We start from the raw sequence: 19,306 nt of genomic DNA, 5'->3' as shown, positions 1-19,306 counted from the left end.
GACCTCTCAGGCACAACTGCGCAACTGCATTTGCATCGGACGGATTGCCACGTTAGATGAATGCCAACGTCATTTGGTCGGGAGAAAGAACCATGGCAATCAAAGTCGCCATCAACGGTTTCGGACGTATCGGGCGCAATGTTCTGCGTGCCATCGTGGAATCGGGACGCACCGATATTGAAGTCGTTGCAATCAACGATTTGGGTCCGGTCGAAACCAACGCCCATCTGCTGCGCTATGATAGCGTTCATGGTCGTTTCCCCGCGAATGTGACCGTCGATGGGTCATCGATCGATGTGGGCCGCGGCGCCATTCAGGTAACCGCAATTCGCAACCCCGCAGAGCTGCCCTGGGGACATGTTGATGTCATCCTTGAATGCACCGGGATCTTTGCATCCAAGGAAAAGTGCAAGGCGCATCTGGAAACTGGCGCGAAACGTGTCCTGATCTCGGCTCCCGGCGAAGGTGCCGACAAGACGATCGTCTTTGGGGTCAATGACGATACCCTGACCTCGGACGACCTGATCGTTTCGAATGCAAGCTGCACGACCAACTGCCTTTCGCCGGTGGCGAAGGTCCTGAACGACGCGATCGGGATCGACCGTGGCTTCATGACCACGATCCACAGCTATACCGGCGATCAGCCCACGCTCGACACGATGCACAAAGACCTGTACCGCGCACGCGCTGCGGCATTGTCGATGATCCCGACATCGACCGGTGCCGCCAAAGCCGTCGGACTGGTTCTGCCCGAACTGAAAGGTCGTCTGGACGGTGTCGCAATCCGCGTTCCGACGCCGAATGTCTCGGTTGTCGATCTTGTCTTCGAGGCCAAGCGCGAAACCTCGGTCGAAGAAATCAACGAAGCCATCAGAACTGCCGCCGACGGCAAACTGAAGGGCATTCTGGGCTATACCGACGAACAGCTTGTGTCGACGGACTTCAATCACGATTCCCATTCCTCGGTCTTCCACATGGATCAGACCAAGGTCATGGAAGGCAAGCTGTGCCGGATCCTGACCTGGTATGACAACGAATGGGGTTTCTCGAACCGCATGTCGGATACGGCGGTCGCGATGGGAAAACTGATCTGACATCAATGCCATCGCTCGGGCGCGAAAAAACTCGCACCCGTAACCAGCTTCAAAGGAGGGCCATGTCCGGCCCTCCTTTTTTCATCCGGGTTTCATCCGCCGCTCAGCTCATCCCAGAAGTCCCGCCGCCGTGACCGACAGCCCGATACGGTGGTTGATCAACATCATCGGAACCTGTCCTGCGGATTTCGGCGGTTTTTTCTGCTGTCCTTGCCGTTGGCTGCGTTCATTGCCAGCGCCGCAACCGCAAAATAGCCGTGTTGCCGGCGTTTCTCTTGATCTGCCCTTGCCCGACATGAGGGCTGTCTGGTTTTCAGGCCGCATTGCTGCCGGCCTATCCTGCCTTGCGCTTGACAAGAACGGGCGGATTCTTGTCGATGATGTCGAGTTTCCAGCCAGGCTGCCAAACGACCACCCATGGAAAACATCACGACATGCCCGCCTCCGAAAGACTTGTTTCACGAAGCGGGGATGAGGGGTGATTGCCAGGAGCCAGCATCTTGGATCTGCTCCGGGCTGAAGCCCACTCTCGCAGGATGAAATAACGCTACGCTCGACCAACGGGGCTCATTGTCGGTCTGGTTTGATCCCGACATGGTCTGCCGGAAAGATCGGAACGCAGGGGCAGCCCGAACGCGCTCTGATACCGCGATCAAGACGCGCCTCTCGCGACACATGCTCGTCGGCCTTTCGCTTCTGCAAAGCTTTTGGGTTGGCTGATCGACGGAGCTGGGTGTTGGGGCTCGACTGCCCGGTGCCGAATTACTCGACGCTGTGCCGATGCCAAATGCGGATCAGCGCGACGATGCCATGCCGCGATCATCGACCGAGGCGCTGAGACGATCATCCCCACCCGCCGGCATGGTCAGGCCTGGACAGAAAGCTGTCCGGCAACATTGGCGCGAAACGAGACCTTGCGCGCAATGCGCCACCTTGGAAGAGCGCCATATAGCCCCAAAGTTGCTTCGCACAACAATTCCCGCCCGGGGCATCATTTGCAAGGCGATCAATCAGCAATGGCCAAGAAGCAGTTTCATGGCCATTGCCGGGTCGTTCTCAGACGCCAAGGCGATCACGCAGCGCGTACCACCAGGAACCCATCACCGAATAGGGCACACGGAATGTCCGACCGCCCGGAAACGGGATCCAGGGCAGATCGGCAAAGACATCGAAGCGGCTGGTATCACCATGTATCGCTTCGGAAAGGATTCGACCGAAAGTATGTGATCCGGTGACGCCATGACCGGAATAACCATGCGCGAAATAGGTATTGCCTCCGATACGCCCCATCTGCGGCACGCGTGAGAATGACAGCGCAAAATTCCCGGACCAGGCATAATCGATGCGTCGCCCTTCAAGCTGTGGAAAGACCTTGTGCAGGTTCTTCCACAGCTTCGCCTTGATGTCCTTGGGGTCGGTGCCGCCATATACGGTCCCCCCCCCGAACAACAGGCGATGATCTGCGGACATGCGATAATAATCAAGGATATAGCGCACATCCTCGATGCAGGTATCGGCTGGCATCAATTCGCGGGCCAATGCCTCGCCCAATGGTTCCGTCGCCATGACCTGGGTCGACACCGGCATGACGCGGGGCGTCAGTTCCGGGACCACATGGCCCAGATAGGCATTGCCGCACAGAACCAGTGTCTTGCAGGTCACCTGGCCTTCGACAGTCTTGACCACAGGCTTTGCCGCATTGCTATCGACCGAAATGACAGGGCTCATTTCGAAGATCTGGCCACCAAGCCCTTCGAAGGCCGCGGCCTCTCCCAGCGCCAGGTTCAGCGGATGCAGATGCCCCCCGGTCACGTCGAGCATACCGCCGGTGTAAAGATCGGAACGGGCATGGTCCTGCATTTCGCTGCGATCAAGCATGCGCTGGTTCTCAAGCCCATAGCTTTCCCAAAGACGCTTGCGATCCTCAAGGTCGCGCAGATGCTTGTCGGTCAGTGCAGCAAAGACATTGCCGTTCTTGAGGTCGCATTTGATGTCATAGGTCGCAACACGTTCGCGAATGATCTGACCGCCTTCCTGGACCAGCCCGGCCACAAAACGGGCAGTATCCTGACCATAGCGCCGGCCAATGGTCTGCAAACTGGCATTCAGACCGTTGACGATCTGCCCCCCATTGCGACCAGATGCCCCCCAACCGACGCGGGCGCCTTCCAGAATGGCGACCTTGTGCCCTTTCTCGGCCAGATGCAGCGCCGTTGACAGACCGGAATACCCGGCACCGACAACGCAGATATCGATGTCGAGGTTGCCCCGCAGCGGCGGTCGTTCGGGCGACGGGTTGGCCGAAGCGGCGTAATAGCTGGTCGTATGTTGGCCATCCCCGGCATAGGGATGGGCAGGCTGGGAAACAGTGGCGTTCATCAAACCGCCTCCAGATAGCTGTGATATTCGAAATCGGTGACATGACTGGTAAAGCGACGCAGCTCTTGCTGCTTGCATTGCACGAACATCCGCTTCAACCGGTTGCTGTAGATCTGGTTCACCCTTGGCCCGCGCGAAAACGCGTCGATTGCCGATGCCCAGTCCGGCGGCAGGGTATCGAGATCAAGCGAATAGGCATCCCCCTCGACGGGTTTCGGGGGCTGCCATTTCTGTTCGATCCCCAGCAAGGCACCGCCCAGAATGGATGCCAGAACCAGATAGGGGTTTGCGTCCGCCCCCGCAACGCGGTGTTCAATCCGGCGCGCCTTGGGCGAACCACCCGGCACGCGGATCGCGACGGTACGGTTTTCATACCCCCAAGCTACTGCGGCAGGTGCATGCGCCCCCGGCAACAGACGCCGGAAAGAATTCTCATGCGGTGCGAAAACCAGCGTATTTTCCTGCATCGTGTTGATCAGACCGGCAACCGCGTGGCGCAGCAGGTCGGTGCCCAGATCACCACCATCGTCAAAGACATTGCGTCCCTGTTCGTCGATCAGGGAAAAATGCACATGCATCCCCGATCCGGCGCGGTCGCCATAGGGTTTGGCCATGAAGGTTGCGGCGAAACCGTGCTTGCGGGCGATCCCACGCACCAGGCGCTTGAACAGAACGGCATCATCTGCGGCCTTCAGCGGGTCGGCCACATGCAGAAGGTTGATCTCGAACTGGCCCGCCCCGTTTTCGGAAATGGCTGAATCCGCCGGGATCCCCTGTGCGCGGCACCCATCGTAAACATCGTTCAGAAACGCGTCGAAATGCTGCAATTCATCCAAAGACAGCGCGCCGTCGGAATCCAGGCGTTTTCCCGTGATCGGCGAACAGGGGGGCTGCGGCGCCGCCTTGCTGGGATCGACAACATAGAATTCCAGTTCCGTGGCGACAACCGGGGTCAGCCCATGGGCCTTGAAACGTTCCGCCACAGCAGCCAGGGCGCGCCGGGGATCGCCGGGAAACGGGGTTCCGTCCTCTTGGCGCATCCACAGCTGGGCAAACATGGCCGGCCGGGTGGTCCAGCCCACGGGGCTGGGCGCACGCCCGGTGAAATCACACAGGCCATCGGCATCGCCAGTGTCAAAGACCAGTTCGTTGCCGACGATATCTTCGCCCCAGATGTCCATCCCCAGCAGCGACAGCGGCATACGCAATTCGCCTTTCAGGATCTTGTCCAGCTGGTCGACAGGCACCCGTTTGCCGCGCATGACACCGTTCAGATCACAGATACACGCAAAAATCGTCTGAATCTCCGGCTGATCCTTCAGCCACGCAGCCGCTTCCTCGACTTCCATCGGAACACCCAAAATGTGATACACTTTCGTTTTATGTGATAGTTTTTTGCCTTGAGTCAAGCAGGCCCTGCGGTCATTCTGGGCGCTATCCCGCAAGATTGACAAGACAGTTCACGACATGACCGACCGGCCTATCCCGCAGCTGCCCCGCCCCGAGGCAATGACCACCCAGGAATACGCCTATCTTCGCCTGCGCGACGCGATCATGGTGGGGGTGTTGCGTCCGGGAACCGCCCTGACCTTTCGTGGTCTTGCACAACAAATGGACCTTAGTCCGACACCAATCCGCGAAGCCATTCGCCGCCTGTCATCCGAAAATGCGATCGAGGTTCTGGGTAACCGGCGGCTACGGATCCCGGACATGAGCGCGGGACGCCTGGAAGATCTGGTCGAACTGCGTGTCATGCTGGAACGCCACGCGATCCTGCGCGCCATGCCCTATCTGTCAGAGATTGCCATCGACGATCTGCGCAGGCTTGACGACAATATGGATCATGCGATTGCCGCGCGCGACCTTGACGCGCTGACCCGCCTGAACCACCGCTTTCACCGCGACCTTTATTGCCTGCCCCCGCATCATGGCGCGATGGCCCTGATCGAAAGCGTTTGGCTGCAACTGGGGCCTTTTCAGCGCCGGGTTGTCGAACAGATCGAAACGATCATCGAAGTCGACCATCACAAGGCTATTCTGAAGGCGCTGGCTGATCGCGATCCGGTGGCGCTATGCGCGGCACTGGAAAGTGATATCCGAGACGGCATCCTGCATCTTGGCCGCCAGATACTTGGACAGGACGACTGACAGGCCGAGGATTCATTTTCCCGAGAAGCAGCAACAAACCGGTTGCCTGCAATCCCGGTTGCGCCCATCGTAAGTGGCATGAAACAACATTCATTCATCGCCGCCCTGTTCTTCCTGTCTGCGACCATGCCGGTCAGCGCCCAGGAACCCGAAGGGAACGGTTCCGGCCTGCTTCAGCGCGGGATCGAGAATCTGATGCAGGATTTCATCGATGATATCGGCCCCGACCTGAACCGTCTGGGCGAAGACATGTCGGGGGCATTGTCGCGCATGGCCCCGGTCTTCGAGGATCTGTCAACGATGGTCGATGACATGGAAAATTATCAGATGCCCGAAAGGCTGGAAAATGGCGACATCATCATTCGTCGCCGCGCGGATGCCCCGCCGCCCCCGCCGTTGGGGCCGGGCCTGCAAGATCCCGACCGGTTCCAGACCGAACCCGATATTCCGATCAATCCCGACGCACCTGAAATCGAGCTGTGATCACCCCCCTTTGATCGAATCTTGCCGCGCGTGGTTGGCATCGGCAATCAGGCGACGGAACTTTCTGGCGTTCTCTGTGACATCCTGAAAACTTTGAATACCCTTGGCCTCAAGCGCCGCAACCAGACGCAGGAAAACTCTGGCGGTGGCGATGCTGTCACCCATTGCGCTGTGTCGCGTTTCGGAAGGGATATCGATCTCCAGACGGCTGGCCAAGGCATCCAGACTGTGATCGGCGGAATAGCCCCAAACCATGGCCGACAACAGCACCGTGTCAAGCACCGGATTTGCGAAATGCACGCCCGTTTCCGATTGCGCGGCATGCAACAAGCCCATGTCGAACGGCGCATTATGCGCAACAAGCACCGCATCTTCGGCGAAATGATGAAAGGCAGACAGCGCCGCCCCGATATCCGGAGCATCAGCGACCATGTCATCGCTGATCCGATGGATCCGCGTGGCAGCCGGCGGAATCGCCCGATGCGGATTGACCAGCGTTTCAAAGCTTTCTCCGGTCAATCGCCCCCCCGCGATCCGCAATCCAGCGATCTGCACGATCCTGTCGCTGACATCCAGCCCCGTCGTTTCGGTATCGAACACGACACAGGTCAGTTCCGAAAGACGCGAGGATTGCGGCCCACGCCTGCCAAGCGCGAAATCATAGGTCAATCCTGTCGGGCGCTGTGCGCCCGTTGCGACAGCCAGCGGCAAGACCAGCCGGGCCTGCCCCCCTTGCAGGGTCTCGGGCCAGATGCCCGTTGCATGCGCAGCCAGTATCTCGGCACCGCAAAGGTCGGGCTGCGCACAATCGGGCGGTTGCGCCAGCCAATCCTCCAATCGTGACATTGCCACCGGCCGCCCGGTCCAGACCAGCGACAGATGGGCCTCGGTGGGATCGTCCATGACGCAATCCAGAACCGGATCCAGTCCGTCATCGCGCAGATAAAGTTGTAACCGACGCAGCAATGCATTCAGCGGCCCGGCATCAGCCAGCACCACGACATCGGGCAGCTTCGCTTTCAATTGAAGACCCGCCGTCAGTTCGGCCAGATTGGCACGCCCCACCGATCCGCGCCCCGATATCAGCTCGGACAATGCGCGGGTTTCACGCGCCAGACCACGCCCTTCATGGCGGATCGCTTCGGCCAGATCAGCCGGCATCGGACCGTCCAGCGCATCCAGCATCGGCACCAGCGTCGCGGCATGACGCCTGAGGGTTTCCAGTCGGTCACGCGGCAAGGCGGGAACCGCATCTTCATCGCGCAGGATCAACAGGATCTTTTCATCGACCTGTCGCATTCGCCCCGTCAGCCGGCTTCCATCGATGGTGCGACACACAAGATCGGTGGCCTCGACCCCGGTTGCCAGCCGGGCCTGCGCCGCATCAATCGCACCCGAAACGATATAACGATCCAACAGCCGGTCCAGCGCAATCCCGTTCAGCAACGCGGCAGCCGCCCCGTTATAGAAAACGATCCGGTGATGCGCATCGGTCATGACCGCGCCTGCCCCGAAATCGGCCAGGATCTTTTCCAGCGTTTCCTTTTCATGCGCCAGCTCGCCGGCATGGTCCCGAACGGCCTTGGCCAAGGCCTGTGCAGCGCTTGCCCTTGCCCGCGCCGCATCCTGCACAGCCGGCCCAAGATCCGCCAGATACCGGCTATCTTCGGCCGAGGGGGCCTGACCGGTGCGCAACCCGCCCGCCAGGGTTTCGATGGGTCGCGCAACATGGCGATCAAACAACAGCCACACCGCCGCGATGGCCCCAACCGCACCAAGCCCGGCGATCAGCCCCGCCAACGCAAACGCATCGACAATCACTCCGGATCGCAGATCAGCATTGCCAAGGCGCAGGGCCGCAACGCCCAATGCCGCCCCCAGGATCGTCAGGACCAGACCGCCCAGCCCCACAAAAAGCAGCAATATACGCAACCTCAACGAGCGATCACGCAGTGTCATGGCGCTGCAAGCAATCTGCTCATTTCCGATCGCAACTCGGACAATTCGAACGGTTTTGCGATAAAACCATCTGCCCCAAGGGCCAATCCCTTGCGCCGTTCGACGACCGATCCACGGGCTGTCATCATCAACACCTGCACATCCGCAAGCGCCGGATCGGCCCGCAAATCCTGAACGATCTGATAGCCGGAAATATCGGGCAACATCACATCCAGCAACACCAGATCAGGCCGCGTTTCCCGTATCCGGTTCAACGCGTCGCCACCGCTTGCCAGACGCTCGTGAACATGCCCGTCACGCGACAACAGAAAATCGAGCGCCACGGCGATGTTGTCTTCATCCTCGACCACCAGGATCCTTGCCATCAGCCGCTTGCCCCCTGACAAACACGCAAGAAGGCAACATCATCGGGATCGACCGGGGTCCATTGCGAATCCGCGCGCCGGATCTGCCGATCCGCGCAGTCGAAATCCTGCGGCACCACAAGTGCCTGGCCCCGGCGTTCGATCAGCATGATCTGGGCTTGGCGGATACCATCCGCCGCGCCCCTGATGGTGGCAGGATCCAATGCAGCGAAACGAACCGCAACCGGGGCAATATAGGTCCAGGGCGCCCAGGGCATCTTTTCATGCCCCACCAACAGAACCTCGGACCCCGATGGCAGCCGCCCGACAGCCCGATCATACCAAGCATAATCGTTCCAGACCGAATAGCCGACCATCGCGATGCCAATTCCCGCCGGGATCCACCAACGTGGCAGATCCAGACCGAATTTCCGTATCGCGTGAAACGAGGCGAACAACAGCGCCGCCACCCCGATACCCACCGCAATGACGCCCAGAACCTCAACGCCCACTCCGGTCATCCCAACATTCCCTTCCCATGGCCAAGGGCCGATTGCATGCTGCGCACGACGACAAAGGCGTCACGCAGGTGACTGCGCTCCAGATCGGGCAGATCGGATGGCGACAGGTAATTGTCGGCAGTCCGCTCGGCACGAATCAGATGTGCCTGATTTTCCAGCCGCATCGTCTGGATAAGATCATAGGCGGCGATCAGATCGCGCGCACCGCTGCCCGATACCACGCCCCTCGCCTCGGCGTCCAACAGGCGCGCACGCGTGTTCACCGATGTCAGACGACCTTGCAGCGCATAGACCCGCGCCAGATCCGTCACCGGCACGACTCCGTTATGCTTCATGTCGATATGGTGCCTGTGTTCGCCCGACCGGATCGTCGAGAAACCGCCCATCAATCCAAGCGGTGGGCGGTGTTTCAACGAATTGGACACCATATGCGCCACAAAGATCGAATTGCGCGAGGCCATTTGCAACGTGTCCTGTTGCAGATCGGCCAGCAGCGCAGCATCGCCGGCGATCGCGCGCAGATCAAACATGACACTGGCCAGCATTTGCGCCTCGGGGCTGGGATGGGTTATCCAATCCGTGAAATAGCCCTGCCAGACATTTCTGGGCTGACGCCATCTTGGGTTCGTGGCCATCATGTCGCCCGGACAATACACATAACCGCAGGCGTGCAACCCGTCACAGACAAAGCGCGACAGGTTCGTGAAATAGGGATCATCCGGGTTGGCGCCCTCTTCCAGGATCAGGCAATTATCCTGATCGCTGACGCCGGTCTGTTCCTGCCGTCCCTGCGATCCGCAGGCGGCCCACAACCATCGCGACGGCGCGGGTCCAAAACGGTCCCGCGCCATATCCAGCAGTCGCCGCGTCACCGCATCGGCGATATCGGTGATCATGCGTGTAATCACCTCGTGGCGCTGATGAGCATGCACCATCTGATCGAGAAGATCGGGAATACCCGCAGCCACCCGCGCAAGGCCGGGAACCGTTTGCGCCTGCATCGCGTCGCGGACCAACCCCGCCGAGCTGATCGCCTGAACGCGCGTCAGATCGGTCTGGCTGATCATGCCGATGAAGCGACCATCCTCAACCACCGGTAAATGGCCGATCCCCCGTCTGGACATGATGCTCAGCACATCATAACCCAATGCGGTCGGCGGCAAGGTCACCGGATGTTCGGTCATGACGCTGCGCACGGGTTGCCCCGCATCGCGCCCCTCGGCCACGACGCGGTTGGACATGTCGCGAATGGTCACCAGACCGATCAGCGCCCCATCCTCGACCACGCCGATGCTGCTGACACCCGCGTCGCGCATCTGGCCTGCGGCCTCGACAATCGGCGTATCGGCTGAACAGAACAGAGGTGCCCGACCGGCCAGCAGCTCTTCGACCTTCAACAGGGCAATATCGGCTCCGCGCAGGCTGGCCATTCGTCCACGCGCGAAAAAGCGGGCAACACAGCGATGATCCGCGATCAGCCGCTCTAGCTCGGCGCGCGGCAACATCAGAACCTGCGCCTCGTCGATGGCTGTGGCCGAGGTGACGGCCACACCGTCCCGCAACAAACCGCGTTCGCCAAAGGAGTTGCGCTGGCCCAGTTCGGACACTGGATCGCCATTGCGATCGGTGACGCGCACATGCCCCGACCGGATCAGGTATAAACCGGGCAGCTTGTCCCCGAACTGATAGATCGTTGCGCCCGTCTCATAATCCCTGCAGCGGAAGGAACCGGCCAATCTGTCCAGCTCGTTGCGCGGCAGGCAATCATAGGGATGAACCGTAGCGAGAAATTCGATCGTCTCGGACATTCGCGACACCCCTCCCGTGATTGTCATGCCAAGGGTAGCCGCACCCCGTTCTGCCGGGGTGCGGCCATTCTTGTCAGTGCGACACCGCGCCACCCGCGCCACGCGGCACGCGGATCGATTCCACCAGTTCCTGCACTTCGATCGGCGGCTCTTCCGTCGCGTTCGAAACGACATAGGCCACGCCAAAGTTGATCAGCGCGCCAATCACCCCGAAGGATGCCGGGGAAATACCGAACAGCCAGTTCGCGGCGGTATCGTCCAGCATGTTGGTGCCGGCAATGAAGAACCATCCCTTGTAGGTAAAGATATACAGCAGCGTCGAAAGGATGCCTGCCAGCATACCCGCAATGGCACCCTGCTTGTTGATGCGCTTGCTGAAGATACCCATCATCAGGACCGGGAAGATCGAACTTGCCGCAAGACCGAATGCCAGGGCGACCGTCTGCGCCGCAAAACCCGGTGGGTTGAGACCCAGGATCGTGGCAACAAGGATCGATACCGCCATCGAAATCCGCGCGGCGTTCAGCTCGCCTTTCTCGCTGATATTCGGGTTGATCGCGCCTTTCACAAGGTCATGACTGACCGCGCCCGAAATTGCCAGCAACAGGCCCGCGGCCGTCGACAATGCCGCAGCCAGACCACCCGCAGCCACGATGGCGATGACCCAGCCCGGCAGATTCGCGATTTCAGGGTTCGCCAGAACCATGATGTCGCGGTTGACGGTTGTCAGTTCGTTGCCTTGCAGGTTCTGTTCCGCCACGGCAGCAGCCAGTGCCTCGCTTTCACCGCCCTCGTTGTAATACTGGATCAGACCGTCGCCGTTCTTGTCTTCCCAGTTCAGCAGTCCGGTCACCTGCCAGTTGCGCATCCATTGCTTGTCCTCGTCGTTTTCGATCGAGTCCAGGCTGACCGCAGGCTGGCTGAAGGTCTCGCCGGTTTGCGCACCCGGCCACATGGTTGCCGTCAGGTTGAAGCGCGACATCGACCCGACCGCAGGCGCGACGGTATAAAGCAACGCAATGAACACCAGCGCCCAACCTGCCGATTTACGTGCGTCCGAAACCTTGGGCACGGTAAAGAAGCGGATGATCACATGCGGCAGACCCGCTGTGCCGATCATCAGCGCCAGCGTGAACAGGACCATGTTCAGCGTTCCGCCGTGATGTTCGGTATAGGACCGGAATCCAAGATCGGTGACCACCTGATCCAGCTTGGTCAGGAACTTGGTGTCGGTGCCGTTCAGCGTGCCGAACAACCCGGTTTGCGGCAGGACATGCCCCGTCAGTTGCAGCGCGATGAAAATCGCCGGAATGGTATAGGCGATGATCAGAACGATATATTGCGCAACCTGCGTGTAAGTGATGCCCTTCATGCCACCTAGAACGGAATAGCAAAACACCATCGCCGCACCGATCCAAAGGCCGGTCGAATTCGACACCTCGAGATAGCGCGAAAAGGTGACGCCCACTCCGGTCATCTGGCCGATCACATAGGTGATCGAGATGATCAGCAGACAGATCACGCCGATGATCCGCGCCGTCTTGGAATAGAACCGGTCACCGATGAATTCAGGCACCGTGAACTTGCCGAACTTGCGCAGATACGGAGCCAGCAACATCGCCAGAAGGACATAGCCCCCCGTCCAACCCATCAGATAGGTCGAATTGTCATAGCCGGTAAACGCGATCAGGCCGGCCATGGAAATGAACGATGCCGCGGACATCCAGTCCGCCGCCGTTGCCATACCGTTCATGACCGGGCTTACACCCCGGTTGGCGGCATAGAATTCGGCGGTCGATCCGGCCCGCGCCCATATCGCAATGCCGATATAAAGCGCGAAGGACAGCCCGATAAAGATCAGGTTCAGAGTAAACTGGGTCATGGATCAGATCTCCTCACTCATCCACGCCGTGGTCGCGATCCAGCCTGTTCATACGTGCGGCATAGCTGAAGATCAGCACGATGAAGACCAGGATCGAACCCTGCTGCGCGAACCAGAACCCAAGATCGGTGCCACCGATCTTGATGCCCGAAACCAATGGTCTGAGAATGATGGCAAACCCATAGGATGCCAGCGCCCAGACCGCCAGACAGACCCAGATAATCCTGAGATTGGCCTGCCAATATGCATTTGATGATTGTCTGTCACTCATGTCCTTAGAACCCTCCCTGTTCAGACATGTCCCTCGTCCCGCCATTTCCTTGTGCCAGCACCCATCAGCCCGGCGGGAAGACCAGGGTGATTTGGCGGGGCCGCAATGGCCCCTATCCGGTTTTCGTCAAGCTCAGTCGCGGTTCATGCGGTTGGCAATCAATTCATCCACGACCTCTGGCTCGGCCAGGGTCGATGTATCGCCCAGGCTGCCGAAATCATTCTCTGCGATCTTGCGCAGGATGCGGCGCATGATCTTGCCCGAACGGGTCTTGGGCATGCCCGGAGCCCATTGGATCAGATCGGGTTTCGCAATCGGGCCAATTTCCGTACGCACCCATTTTTCCAGCTCGGCCCGCAGTTCCTCGGATGGCTCGACCCCGTTCATCAGCGTGACATAGGCATAGATCCCCTGCCCCTTCAGCGCGTGCGGATAGCCCACCACAGCCGCCTCGGCGACATGCTCATGCGCGACCAGGGCGGATTCGACCTCGGCGGTTCCCATGCGATGCCCTGACACATTGATCACGTCATCGACCCGACCGGTAATCCAGTAATAGCCATCCTCATCGCGGCGGCAGCCATCGCCGGTGAAATAATAGCCGGGATATTGCTGGAAATAAGTCTCCATGAAGCGCTGGTGGTCACCCCACACAGTGCGCATCTGTCCCGGCCAGCTATCGGCGATGCACAACACGCCCTCGACGCCATTGCCATCGATACGTTCGGCGCTGCTGGGGTCCAGAATCTCGGGCCTGACCCCGAAGAACGGCACGGTGGCCGAACCGGGCTTGGTCTCGGTCGCGCCCGGAAGCGGGGTAATCAGATGTCCCCCGGTTTCGGTCTGCCACCATGTGTCAACAATCGGGCATTTTCCCTTGCCCACATGGTCGTTGTACCAATTCCATGCTTCGGGGTTGATCGGCTCACCGACAGTTCCCAGGATGCGCAGGCTGGACAGGTCGTGTTTTTCAACGAACTCGGTTCCTTTGCCCATCAATGCACGAATGGCGGTCGGAGCGGTGTAGAACTGATTGACCTTGTGCTTGGCGCACACCTCCCAGAAACGACCGGCATCGGGATAGGTCGGCACGCCTTCGAACATCAACGTCGTTGCGCCATTCGCCAGCGGACCATAGATGATATAGCTGTGCCCGGTGACCCAGCCCACATCGGCCGTGCACCAGAAGATGTCCCCGTCCTTGTAGTCGAAGGTATATTGATGGGTCATCGCCGCATAGACCAGATAACCGCCCGTCGAATGCACAACACCTTTTGGCTTTCCGGTCGACCCCGAGGTATACAGCACGAACAGCGGATCCTCGGCCCCCATCGGGCGGGGCGGACAATCCGGGCTGACATGTTTCATCTGTTCCTTGACGTCGACATCACGCCCATCGATCCATGTCGTCTGGTCGCCGGTATGTTTGACCACCAGGCAACGCACCCGATCCGAACAATGCAACAATGCCGCATCGGTATTGGATTTCAGCGCAGTGCGCCGCCCGCCACGCGGCGCCGTATCGGCGGTGATCACCACCTTGGCGCCGGAATCATTGATCCGGTTTGCCAGCGCATCGGGCGAAAACCCTGCGAACACGATTGAATGGATCGCCCCGATCCGGGCGCAGGCCAGCATTGCATAGGCGGCTTCCGGGATCATCGGCAGATAGATCACAACCCGGTCACCACGCATGACGCCCTGACTGAGCAAGACATTGGCGAAACGGTTCACCTTTTCGGACAATTCCGCATAGGTGATATGCTGCGCTTCGGCCTGGGGATCATCGGGTTCGAAGATAATGGCTGTTTGGTCCGCACGATCCTTCAAATGACGATCGACACAGTTCACGCTGGCATTCAGCACCCCGTCCTCGAACCACTTGATGCTGACATCGCCAAAAGCGAAATTGGTGTTCTTGACCTTGGTATAGGGTTCGATCCAGTCAAGCCGCTTGCCTTCCCGGCCCCAGAACGCTTCGGGATCGCTGATTGATTCAGCGTATAGATCCGCATAACGATCCGGTCCGACATGCGCGTTTTCAAAGCCCGCAGGTATGGCAATTTTTTCAGCGGCAGCCGTCGTCATCAAGTCCCCTCCTCACAGCATTGACGCGGCCAGACCATTCCCCATCGCAAGATATGTCACAGGCCGCACAACAGACGTACCCAGATGTTAATCACATTCACGATAGCTTGTTAAGTATTTTTTTTTACAGCATTTTTTTGTAAATTAATTGACCAGATTTTCTCCAGATTTGTAAATCTTTCACAAGCCGACCGCGATATGGAAAGGCCACCGCGCAGCAAGCTGCGGGCGGCCTTGGAGTACTGCGGATCACCCCCACCTATTGCGGTCGATCCATGCGCGCATAGACACAGATCTTGCCCTTCAACCGCTGGTTCCAATTCAAGCGAACCTGACGTTTTGTCGAACCGATATGCGTTTGCACCCAAGGCATCGCGTCGACCTGCTGACCCGATGAATTCGTGATCGGGCCCTCGGCAACGACCGATTGCACGGATTTCGCCCAGCCCTGAAACGGCAACCCTTCGACCACCGGCAAGGTCCATGCATCATTCAGGCTGGATTGCGTGTGGATCACCATCAACGGATTCGAGACATAGTTGACCACCCCGTTGAAGGTATTCGCCTCGAACTGGACGTTGCGCATATTGTTGTAATCAAGATCCGCAATCGATGTGTCGACCCGTTCGATCCGGTCGATGGAATTGTTCAGCGCCTTGAACACATTGCCGACCACACTCAGACCATGAACAAAATGACCGCTGCCAAACGGCTTGACCGTCAACCACGTGAACCAGGGCACCGTCTTGCTGCATAGGCATGTGTTCCCGGTCAGGGTCAATCCGCCGAAACTGAACTCGCTGCCGCTGAAATCGGGATAGGCGCTATGTTCATTGGTCCATTCGATCGAAGCATTGTCGATGTAATTACCTGAAATCGTTGTCTGGACATTCTTCTGCGTCAGCACCAGCCCCGCATAGCGCAACCCGTCATTGCTGTTGTCGCCCTGGAACCAATGATTGCCCGAGATGATATGCCCGCCACCGCAAGCAACCATGAAATGTGCAAAGCGAACGAACCGGTTGTTGCGCATCTTCACATCATTGGCGTTCACATTGATCGCGATGCTGCTTCTTTGCTGTGTCGGCAGCTCCATCTCGTTCGACAAAAATTGGCAGCGATCAATCAGCATGTCCTGACAGCCACGCCCAATCGAAGTAATCGCTCGATCCCTTGGCCGGGTCACGTAACAGTCGCGCATTGCAATCATTTCGCCCTTCGGGGCCAGCATGATCGCGCTGGCGACGCCATTGCAGTTGATGTCCAGATCCACGAAATTCAGACGATCGATCTGTTCGACACCCGAAAAATCCAGCAAATAGCGGTATCTTTCGAAGCTGTAATTCCGCGTGCCTGCGCCACCATAGAGCGGTTGTGAAAGCTCCAGCCGCCCGCGCGCCACATCCTTGCCGTTGACATAGACTTCGCGCCCCACCCCGTTTCCACTGATCCGGCTGCCAATCTCAATAGAAGCGACGTTTTCGACATTGCTCAACCGGGTCGGCGTGGCCGGATCATAGGTGGCGCGACTGTTCGTCGTGCCCGTGGACCAATCGCCATCCGCCACGGCCAACAGGCTGCCATTGCAAATCACGCGCCGATTGGAAAAATCGCTAAGCGCGGGTGCAATCTGGTCGACGCGAATAGGTCGATCCAGCTCGACCCGGCGACCGCGCAAGTCCAGAGACACATGATCCGTATAGCCAAACAGCGCCTGCAACGCCTTTTCCAATCCCAACGCCTCGTCGCCAAACGCATCTGCATAGGTCGGAAAGTCAAAGCTTTGCAGAAAAGATATTCGTGTCGAGGCGGGCGTTTTCAACTTGCCCTTGAAACGGATCGGGCTCTGGATACCCAGATCGCCATCGATGAAGAATTCTCCATCGGGCACAAGCACCCAACCACCATCCGAGGCCTGATCAGCGGCCAGAAACGCGGCACGGTCATTGGTGACACCATCGCCGACGGCACCATAATCGCGCACATCCACCCAATCGATCAGCGACGGAATGAAAGCCGAGGTCACATCCTCGATCCGGATGGATTCAATGCGGATCGCACCGCCATTCGCCCCGACCAGATCCAGTCCGAAATGACCATAGACCGGCACGGTCCCCCAACCCATATCGACGCCATCGCGCGACCCGACCCCGACAATCGCGCTGACCTCGACCACCTCGCCATAGCCCGGCAAGGGAATCGTCTCTCCGGTTTCGATCAAGCCGCTGACATGATTTCGCGAACCATTCCCCGCCCAACCGGCAATGCGGACACTGCACAAGGCGCCCGCCACGGCTTTGACACGCGCAGAAATGCGCAGATACACGCCGGGAAACATCGGCGTTTCGCCCATGAAGCGAATTCTGGTCGTCGTTTGCTGTTTGTATATTTCAAGACACGGGCCGAAATCCTGATCCGCCGGATTGATGCCAGCATTGTCCGCCACAGCCCAGGTGGCACTGCCCGATGTCCCGTCACTTTGCGACCAGGCATTCAACCCCGCGTGAAACGCGGGAGGCATCAGCAACAGCCCGTCAGTAATCGCTATGTTCATTTCCATCTCCTCAAACCGCCCGGTGCCCCAGCCGCGCCAGCGACCATACGGGTTGCCTGAAGAAATAGTTTACAAAGCGTTAACGCCCCATGAAGACAGCGTGCGCCGCAACGGCCTGCCACGCAACACTGTCAGTTCCGAAATCCGCGCCCGAAAAGCCGGCAATGCCGATCAGGATTGCGCCGACGCGGCGGAAACCAGCTCGCCGGCAAGCGCCTTTTCAATCAGTGCACGGGTCTCATCAATCCCATACAGGGCGATAAAGCCACCAAAACGAGGGCCCTGATCCGCCCCCAAAAGCACCTGATAGAGCGCGCTGAACCAGTTGCGCAGCGGCTCGAAACCGTGATCCTTGCCGATCGCGAAAACCATGGATTGCAACGTTTCGGCATCAGCCTCTTGATTCCAGGTCGCCAGGCGTCCGGCCAGATCCTCCATCGCGCGGCGCTCGATGTCGGTGGGCAGGCGGTAAGTGCGCGTCGGGGCAACAAAGTCATTGAAATACCGAACGGCAAATCCGGCCGCCTCATCCAGCGCGGGATGGGTTTCCGGGCTGGCGTCGGGCGCATATCGCTGAATAAAGCCCCACAAACCCTGGCGATCCTTTGCCCCCGCCACAGATGCCAGGTTCAAAAGCATCTGGAACGGCACGACCATATCCGATTGAGGCACATCGCCGCCGTGAATATGCCAGACGGGGTTGGCCGCCTGCTGTTCCGGTGTCTGATCGTGATAGGCGCGCAATTGCTGGTGGTATTCATCAACGGCCTTGGGAATGACGTCGAAATACATGCGCTTGGCCGTCTTGGGCTTTTGATACATGAAATACGACAGGCTTTCGGTCGATGCATAGGTCAGCCATTCATCAATCGACAGGCCGTTGCCCTTGGATTTGCTGATCTTTTGTCCGTGCTGATCAAGGAACAGCTCATAGGTAAAATGCTCGGGTTTTTTTCCGCCAAGAATTTCACAGATGCGGTCATAGATCGGGGTATTGGTGGAATGGTCCTTGCCATACATTTCGAAATCGACATCCAGCGCGGCCCATCTGGCCCCGAAATCGGGCTTCCATTGCAGCTTGACCTGTCCGCCCGTGACGGGAAGCGTCGTTTCCTGCCCTTCCTCATCATCGAAGGTGATGGTTCCGGCGGTGGCGTCCACATGCTTGATCGGAACATACAGAACCCGACCCGATTTGGGACTGATGGGCAGGAAGCAGCTATAGGTCTGCTGGCGTTCTTCGCGCAGGCTGGCCAGCATGACTTTCATGATATCGTCGTAACGCGCGGCCGCGCGCAGCAGCGTTTCATCAAATTTTCCCGATTTGTAATAATCGGTTGCGCTCACGAATTCGTATTCAAAGCCGAAGGTATCGAGAAACCGGCGCAGCATGGCATTGTTATGCGCACCAAAGCTGTCATATTCGCCGAAGGGATCGGGAACCGAGGTCAAGGGCATTTGAAGATGCCGGTTCAGCATCTCTTGCTGCGGAACATTTTCGGGAACCTTGCGCATGCCGTCCATGTCATCGGAAAAGCAGATCAGCCGCGTCGGAATGTCGCTGATGATCTCGAATGCGCGACGGATCATCGTGGTCCGTGCAACCTCGCCAAAGGTGCCGATATGGGGAAGGCCCGACGGGCCATAGCCGGTTTCGAACAGCACATAGCCCTTTTCCGGCGCTTTCTTTTCGTACCGTTTCAGCACCCGGCGCGCCTCTTCGAACGGCCATGCCTTCGATTTCATTGCGGCATCACGCAGAGTGCTCATGTCAT

General features: G+C 58.8%; 14 protein-coding genes. 3 read left to right on the top strand and 11 right to left on the bottom strand.

Annotated elements, in window-relative coordinates; translation table 11 throughout:
- Positions 1-92: 92 nt before the first annotated feature.
- Positions 93-1,094: a type I glyceraldehyde-3-phosphate dehydrogenase gene (gap, locus tag PAF17_RS05565; protein ID WP_271888102.1), complete on the top strand. Its 1,002-nt coding sequence runs from the start codon at positions 93-95 to the stop codon at positions 1,092-1,094.
- A 1,056-nt stretch (positions 1,095-2,150) separates the two neighbouring features.
- Here the strand turns inward: gap and PAF17_RS05555 are convergent.
- Both PAF17_RS05555 and PAF17_RS05550 read right to left on the bottom strand, forming a co-directional pair.
- Positions 2,151-3,473: an NAD(P)/FAD-dependent oxidoreductase gene (locus PAF17_RS05555; RefSeq protein ID WP_271888101.1), complete on the bottom strand. Its 1,323-nt coding sequence runs from the start codon at positions 3,471-3,473 to the stop codon at positions 2,151-2,153.
- Positions 3,473-4,822 carry a glutamine synthetase family protein gene (locus PAF17_RS05550; protein WP_271888099.1) on the bottom strand — a complete coding sequence of 450 codons (1,350 nt, stop codon included), beginning with the start codon at positions 4,820-4,822 and terminating at the stop codon, positions 3,473-3,475. Before PAF17_RS05550 ends, PAF17_RS05555 begins: the two co-directional genes overlap by 1 nt.
- A 118-nt stretch (positions 4,823-4,940) precedes the next feature.
- Between PAF17_RS05550 and PAF17_RS05545 the strand changes: the two genes are divergently transcribed.
- Both PAF17_RS05545 and PAF17_RS05540 read left to right on the top strand, forming a co-directional pair.
- Complete coding sequence (locus PAF17_RS05545) at positions 4,941-5,621, top strand: GntR family transcriptional regulator (protein WP_271888098.1); 681 nt, start codon at positions 4,941-4,943, stop codon at positions 5,619-5,621.
- A 78-nt stretch (positions 5,622-5,699) separates the two neighbouring features.
- Entirely contained in the window at positions 5,700-6,104 is a 405-nt protein-coding gene (locus PAF17_RS05540) for a hypothetical protein (protein WP_271888097.1), read from the top strand.
- On the opposite strand, the gene PAF17_RS05535 is transcribed toward PAF17_RS05540, so the two are convergent.
- From PAF17_RS05535 to PAF17_RS05495, 9 genes are all read right to left on the bottom strand, one after another.
- On the bottom strand, positions 6,105-8,063 hold the full coding sequence (locus PAF17_RS05535; RefSeq protein ID WP_271888096.1) for a 3'-5' exonuclease: 1,959 nt from the start codon (positions 8,061-8,063) through the stop codon (positions 6,105-6,107). It abuts the gene before it with no gap.
- On the bottom strand, positions 8,060-8,428 hold the full coding sequence (locus tag PAF17_RS05530; RefSeq protein WP_271888095.1) for a response regulator transcription factor: 369 nt from the start codon (positions 8,426-8,428) through the stop codon (positions 8,060-8,062). Before PAF17_RS05530 ends, PAF17_RS05535 begins: the two co-directional genes overlap by 4 nt.
- The gene (locus PAF17_RS05525; protein WP_271888094.1) at positions 8,428-8,928 is read right to left on the bottom strand and encodes a hypothetical protein; all 501 of its coding nucleotides are present in this window, start codon (positions 8,926-8,928) and stop codon (positions 8,428-8,430) included. Before PAF17_RS05525 ends, PAF17_RS05530 begins: the two co-directional genes overlap by 1 nt.
- A complete protein-coding gene (locus PAF17_RS05520; RefSeq protein ID WP_271888093.1) occupies positions 8,925-10,736 on the bottom strand; it encodes a putative nucleotidyltransferase substrate binding domain-containing protein in 1,812 nt (603 codons plus the stop codon). The genes PAF17_RS05525 and PAF17_RS05520 overlap by 4 nt, the downstream gene beginning before the upstream one ends.
- Positions 10,737-10,809: 73 nt before the next feature.
- Positions 10,810-12,618 carry a sodium:solute symporter family protein gene (locus tag PAF17_RS05515; protein WP_271888092.1) on the bottom strand — a complete coding sequence of 603 codons (1,809 nt, stop codon included), beginning with the start codon at positions 12,616-12,618 and terminating at the stop codon, positions 10,810-10,812.
- A gap of 13 nt (positions 12,619-12,631) precedes the next feature.
- A complete protein-coding gene (locus PAF17_RS05510; RefSeq protein WP_271888091.1) occupies positions 12,632-12,889 on the bottom strand; it encodes a DUF4212 domain-containing protein in 258 nt (85 codons plus the stop codon).
- Positions 12,890-13,021: 132 nt separating this feature from the next.
- Entirely contained in the window at positions 13,022-14,977 is a 1,956-nt protein-coding gene (gene acs / locus PAF17_RS05505) for an acetate--CoA ligase (RefSeq protein WP_271888090.1), read from the bottom strand.
- 259 nt (positions 14,978-15,236) lie between these two features.
- Positions 15,237-17,531 carry a glycosyl hydrolase family 28-related protein gene (locus tag PAF17_RS05500; RefSeq protein ID WP_271888089.1) on the bottom strand — a complete coding sequence of 765 codons (2,295 nt, stop codon included), beginning with the start codon at positions 17,529-17,531 and terminating at the stop codon, positions 15,237-15,239.
- A 171-nt stretch (positions 17,532-17,702) separates the two neighbouring features.
- Positions 17,703-19,301 (bottom strand): lysine--tRNA ligase, encoded by a 1,599-nt coding sequence (locus PAF17_RS05495; RefSeq protein ID WP_271888088.1) that lies wholly within the window; start codon positions 19,299-19,301, stop codon positions 17,703-17,705.
- Positions 19,302-19,306: the final 5 nt, after the last annotated feature.

This window comes from Paracoccus onchidii, from assembly GCF_028294535.1.
In the GTDB taxonomy this organism is placed as follows: domain Bacteria; phylum Pseudomonadota; class Alphaproteobacteria; order Rhodobacterales; family Rhodobacteraceae; genus Paracoccus; species Paracoccus onchidii.
Note: the sequence above shows the minus strand (reverse complement) of the source record. Positions and strands in the feature narration are given on the sequence as shown.

Coding starts and splice junctions, on each gene's coding strand:
- gap (WP_271888102.1), top strand. CDS start 93: ATGGCAATCAAAGTCGCCATCAACGGTTTCGGACGTATCGGGCGCAAT.
- PAF17_RS05555 (WP_271888101.1), bottom strand. CDS start 3,473: ATGAACGCCACTGTTTCCCAGCCTGCCCATCCCTATGCCGGGGATGGC.
- PAF17_RS05550 (WP_271888099.1), bottom strand. CDS start 4,822: ATGGAAGTCGAGGAAGCGGCTGCGTGGCTGAAGGATCAGCCGGAGATT.
- PAF17_RS05545 (WP_271888098.1), top strand. CDS start 4,941: ATGACCGACCGGCCTATCCCGCAGCTGCCCCGCCCCGAGGCAATGACC.
- PAF17_RS05540 (WP_271888097.1), top strand. CDS start 5,700: ATGAAACAACATTCATTCATCGCCGCCCTGTTCTTCCTGTCTGCGACC.
- PAF17_RS05535 (WP_271888096.1), bottom strand. CDS start 8,063: ATGACACTGCGTGATCGCTCGTTGAGGTTGCGTATATTGCTGCTTTTT.
- PAF17_RS05530 (WP_271888095.1), bottom strand. CDS start 8,428: ATGGCAAGGATCCTGGTGGTCGAGGATGAAGACAACATCGCCGTGGCG.
- PAF17_RS05525 (WP_271888094.1), bottom strand. CDS start 8,928: ATGACCGGAGTGGGCGTTGAGGTTCTGGGCGTCATTGCGGTGGGTATC.
- PAF17_RS05520 (WP_271888093.1), bottom strand. CDS start 10,736: ATGTCCGAGACGATCGAATTTCTCGCTACGGTTCATCCCTATGATTGC.
- PAF17_RS05515 (WP_271888092.1), bottom strand. CDS start 12,618: ATGACCCAGTTTACTCTGAACCTGATCTTTATCGGGCTGTCCTTCGCG.
- PAF17_RS05510 (WP_271888091.1), bottom strand. CDS start 12,889: ATGAGTGACAGACAATCATCAAATGCATATTGGCAGGCCAATCTCAGG.
- acs (WP_271888090.1), bottom strand. CDS start 14,977: ATGACGACGGCTGCCGCTGAAAAAATTGCCATACCTGCGGGCTTTGAA.
- PAF17_RS05500 (WP_271888089.1), bottom strand. CDS start 17,531: ATGAACATAGCGATTACTGACGGGCTGTTGCTGATGCCTCCCGCGTTT.
- PAF17_RS05495 (WP_271888088.1), bottom strand. CDS start 19,301: ATGAGCACTCTGCGTGATGCCGCAATGAAATCGAAGGCATGGCCGTTC.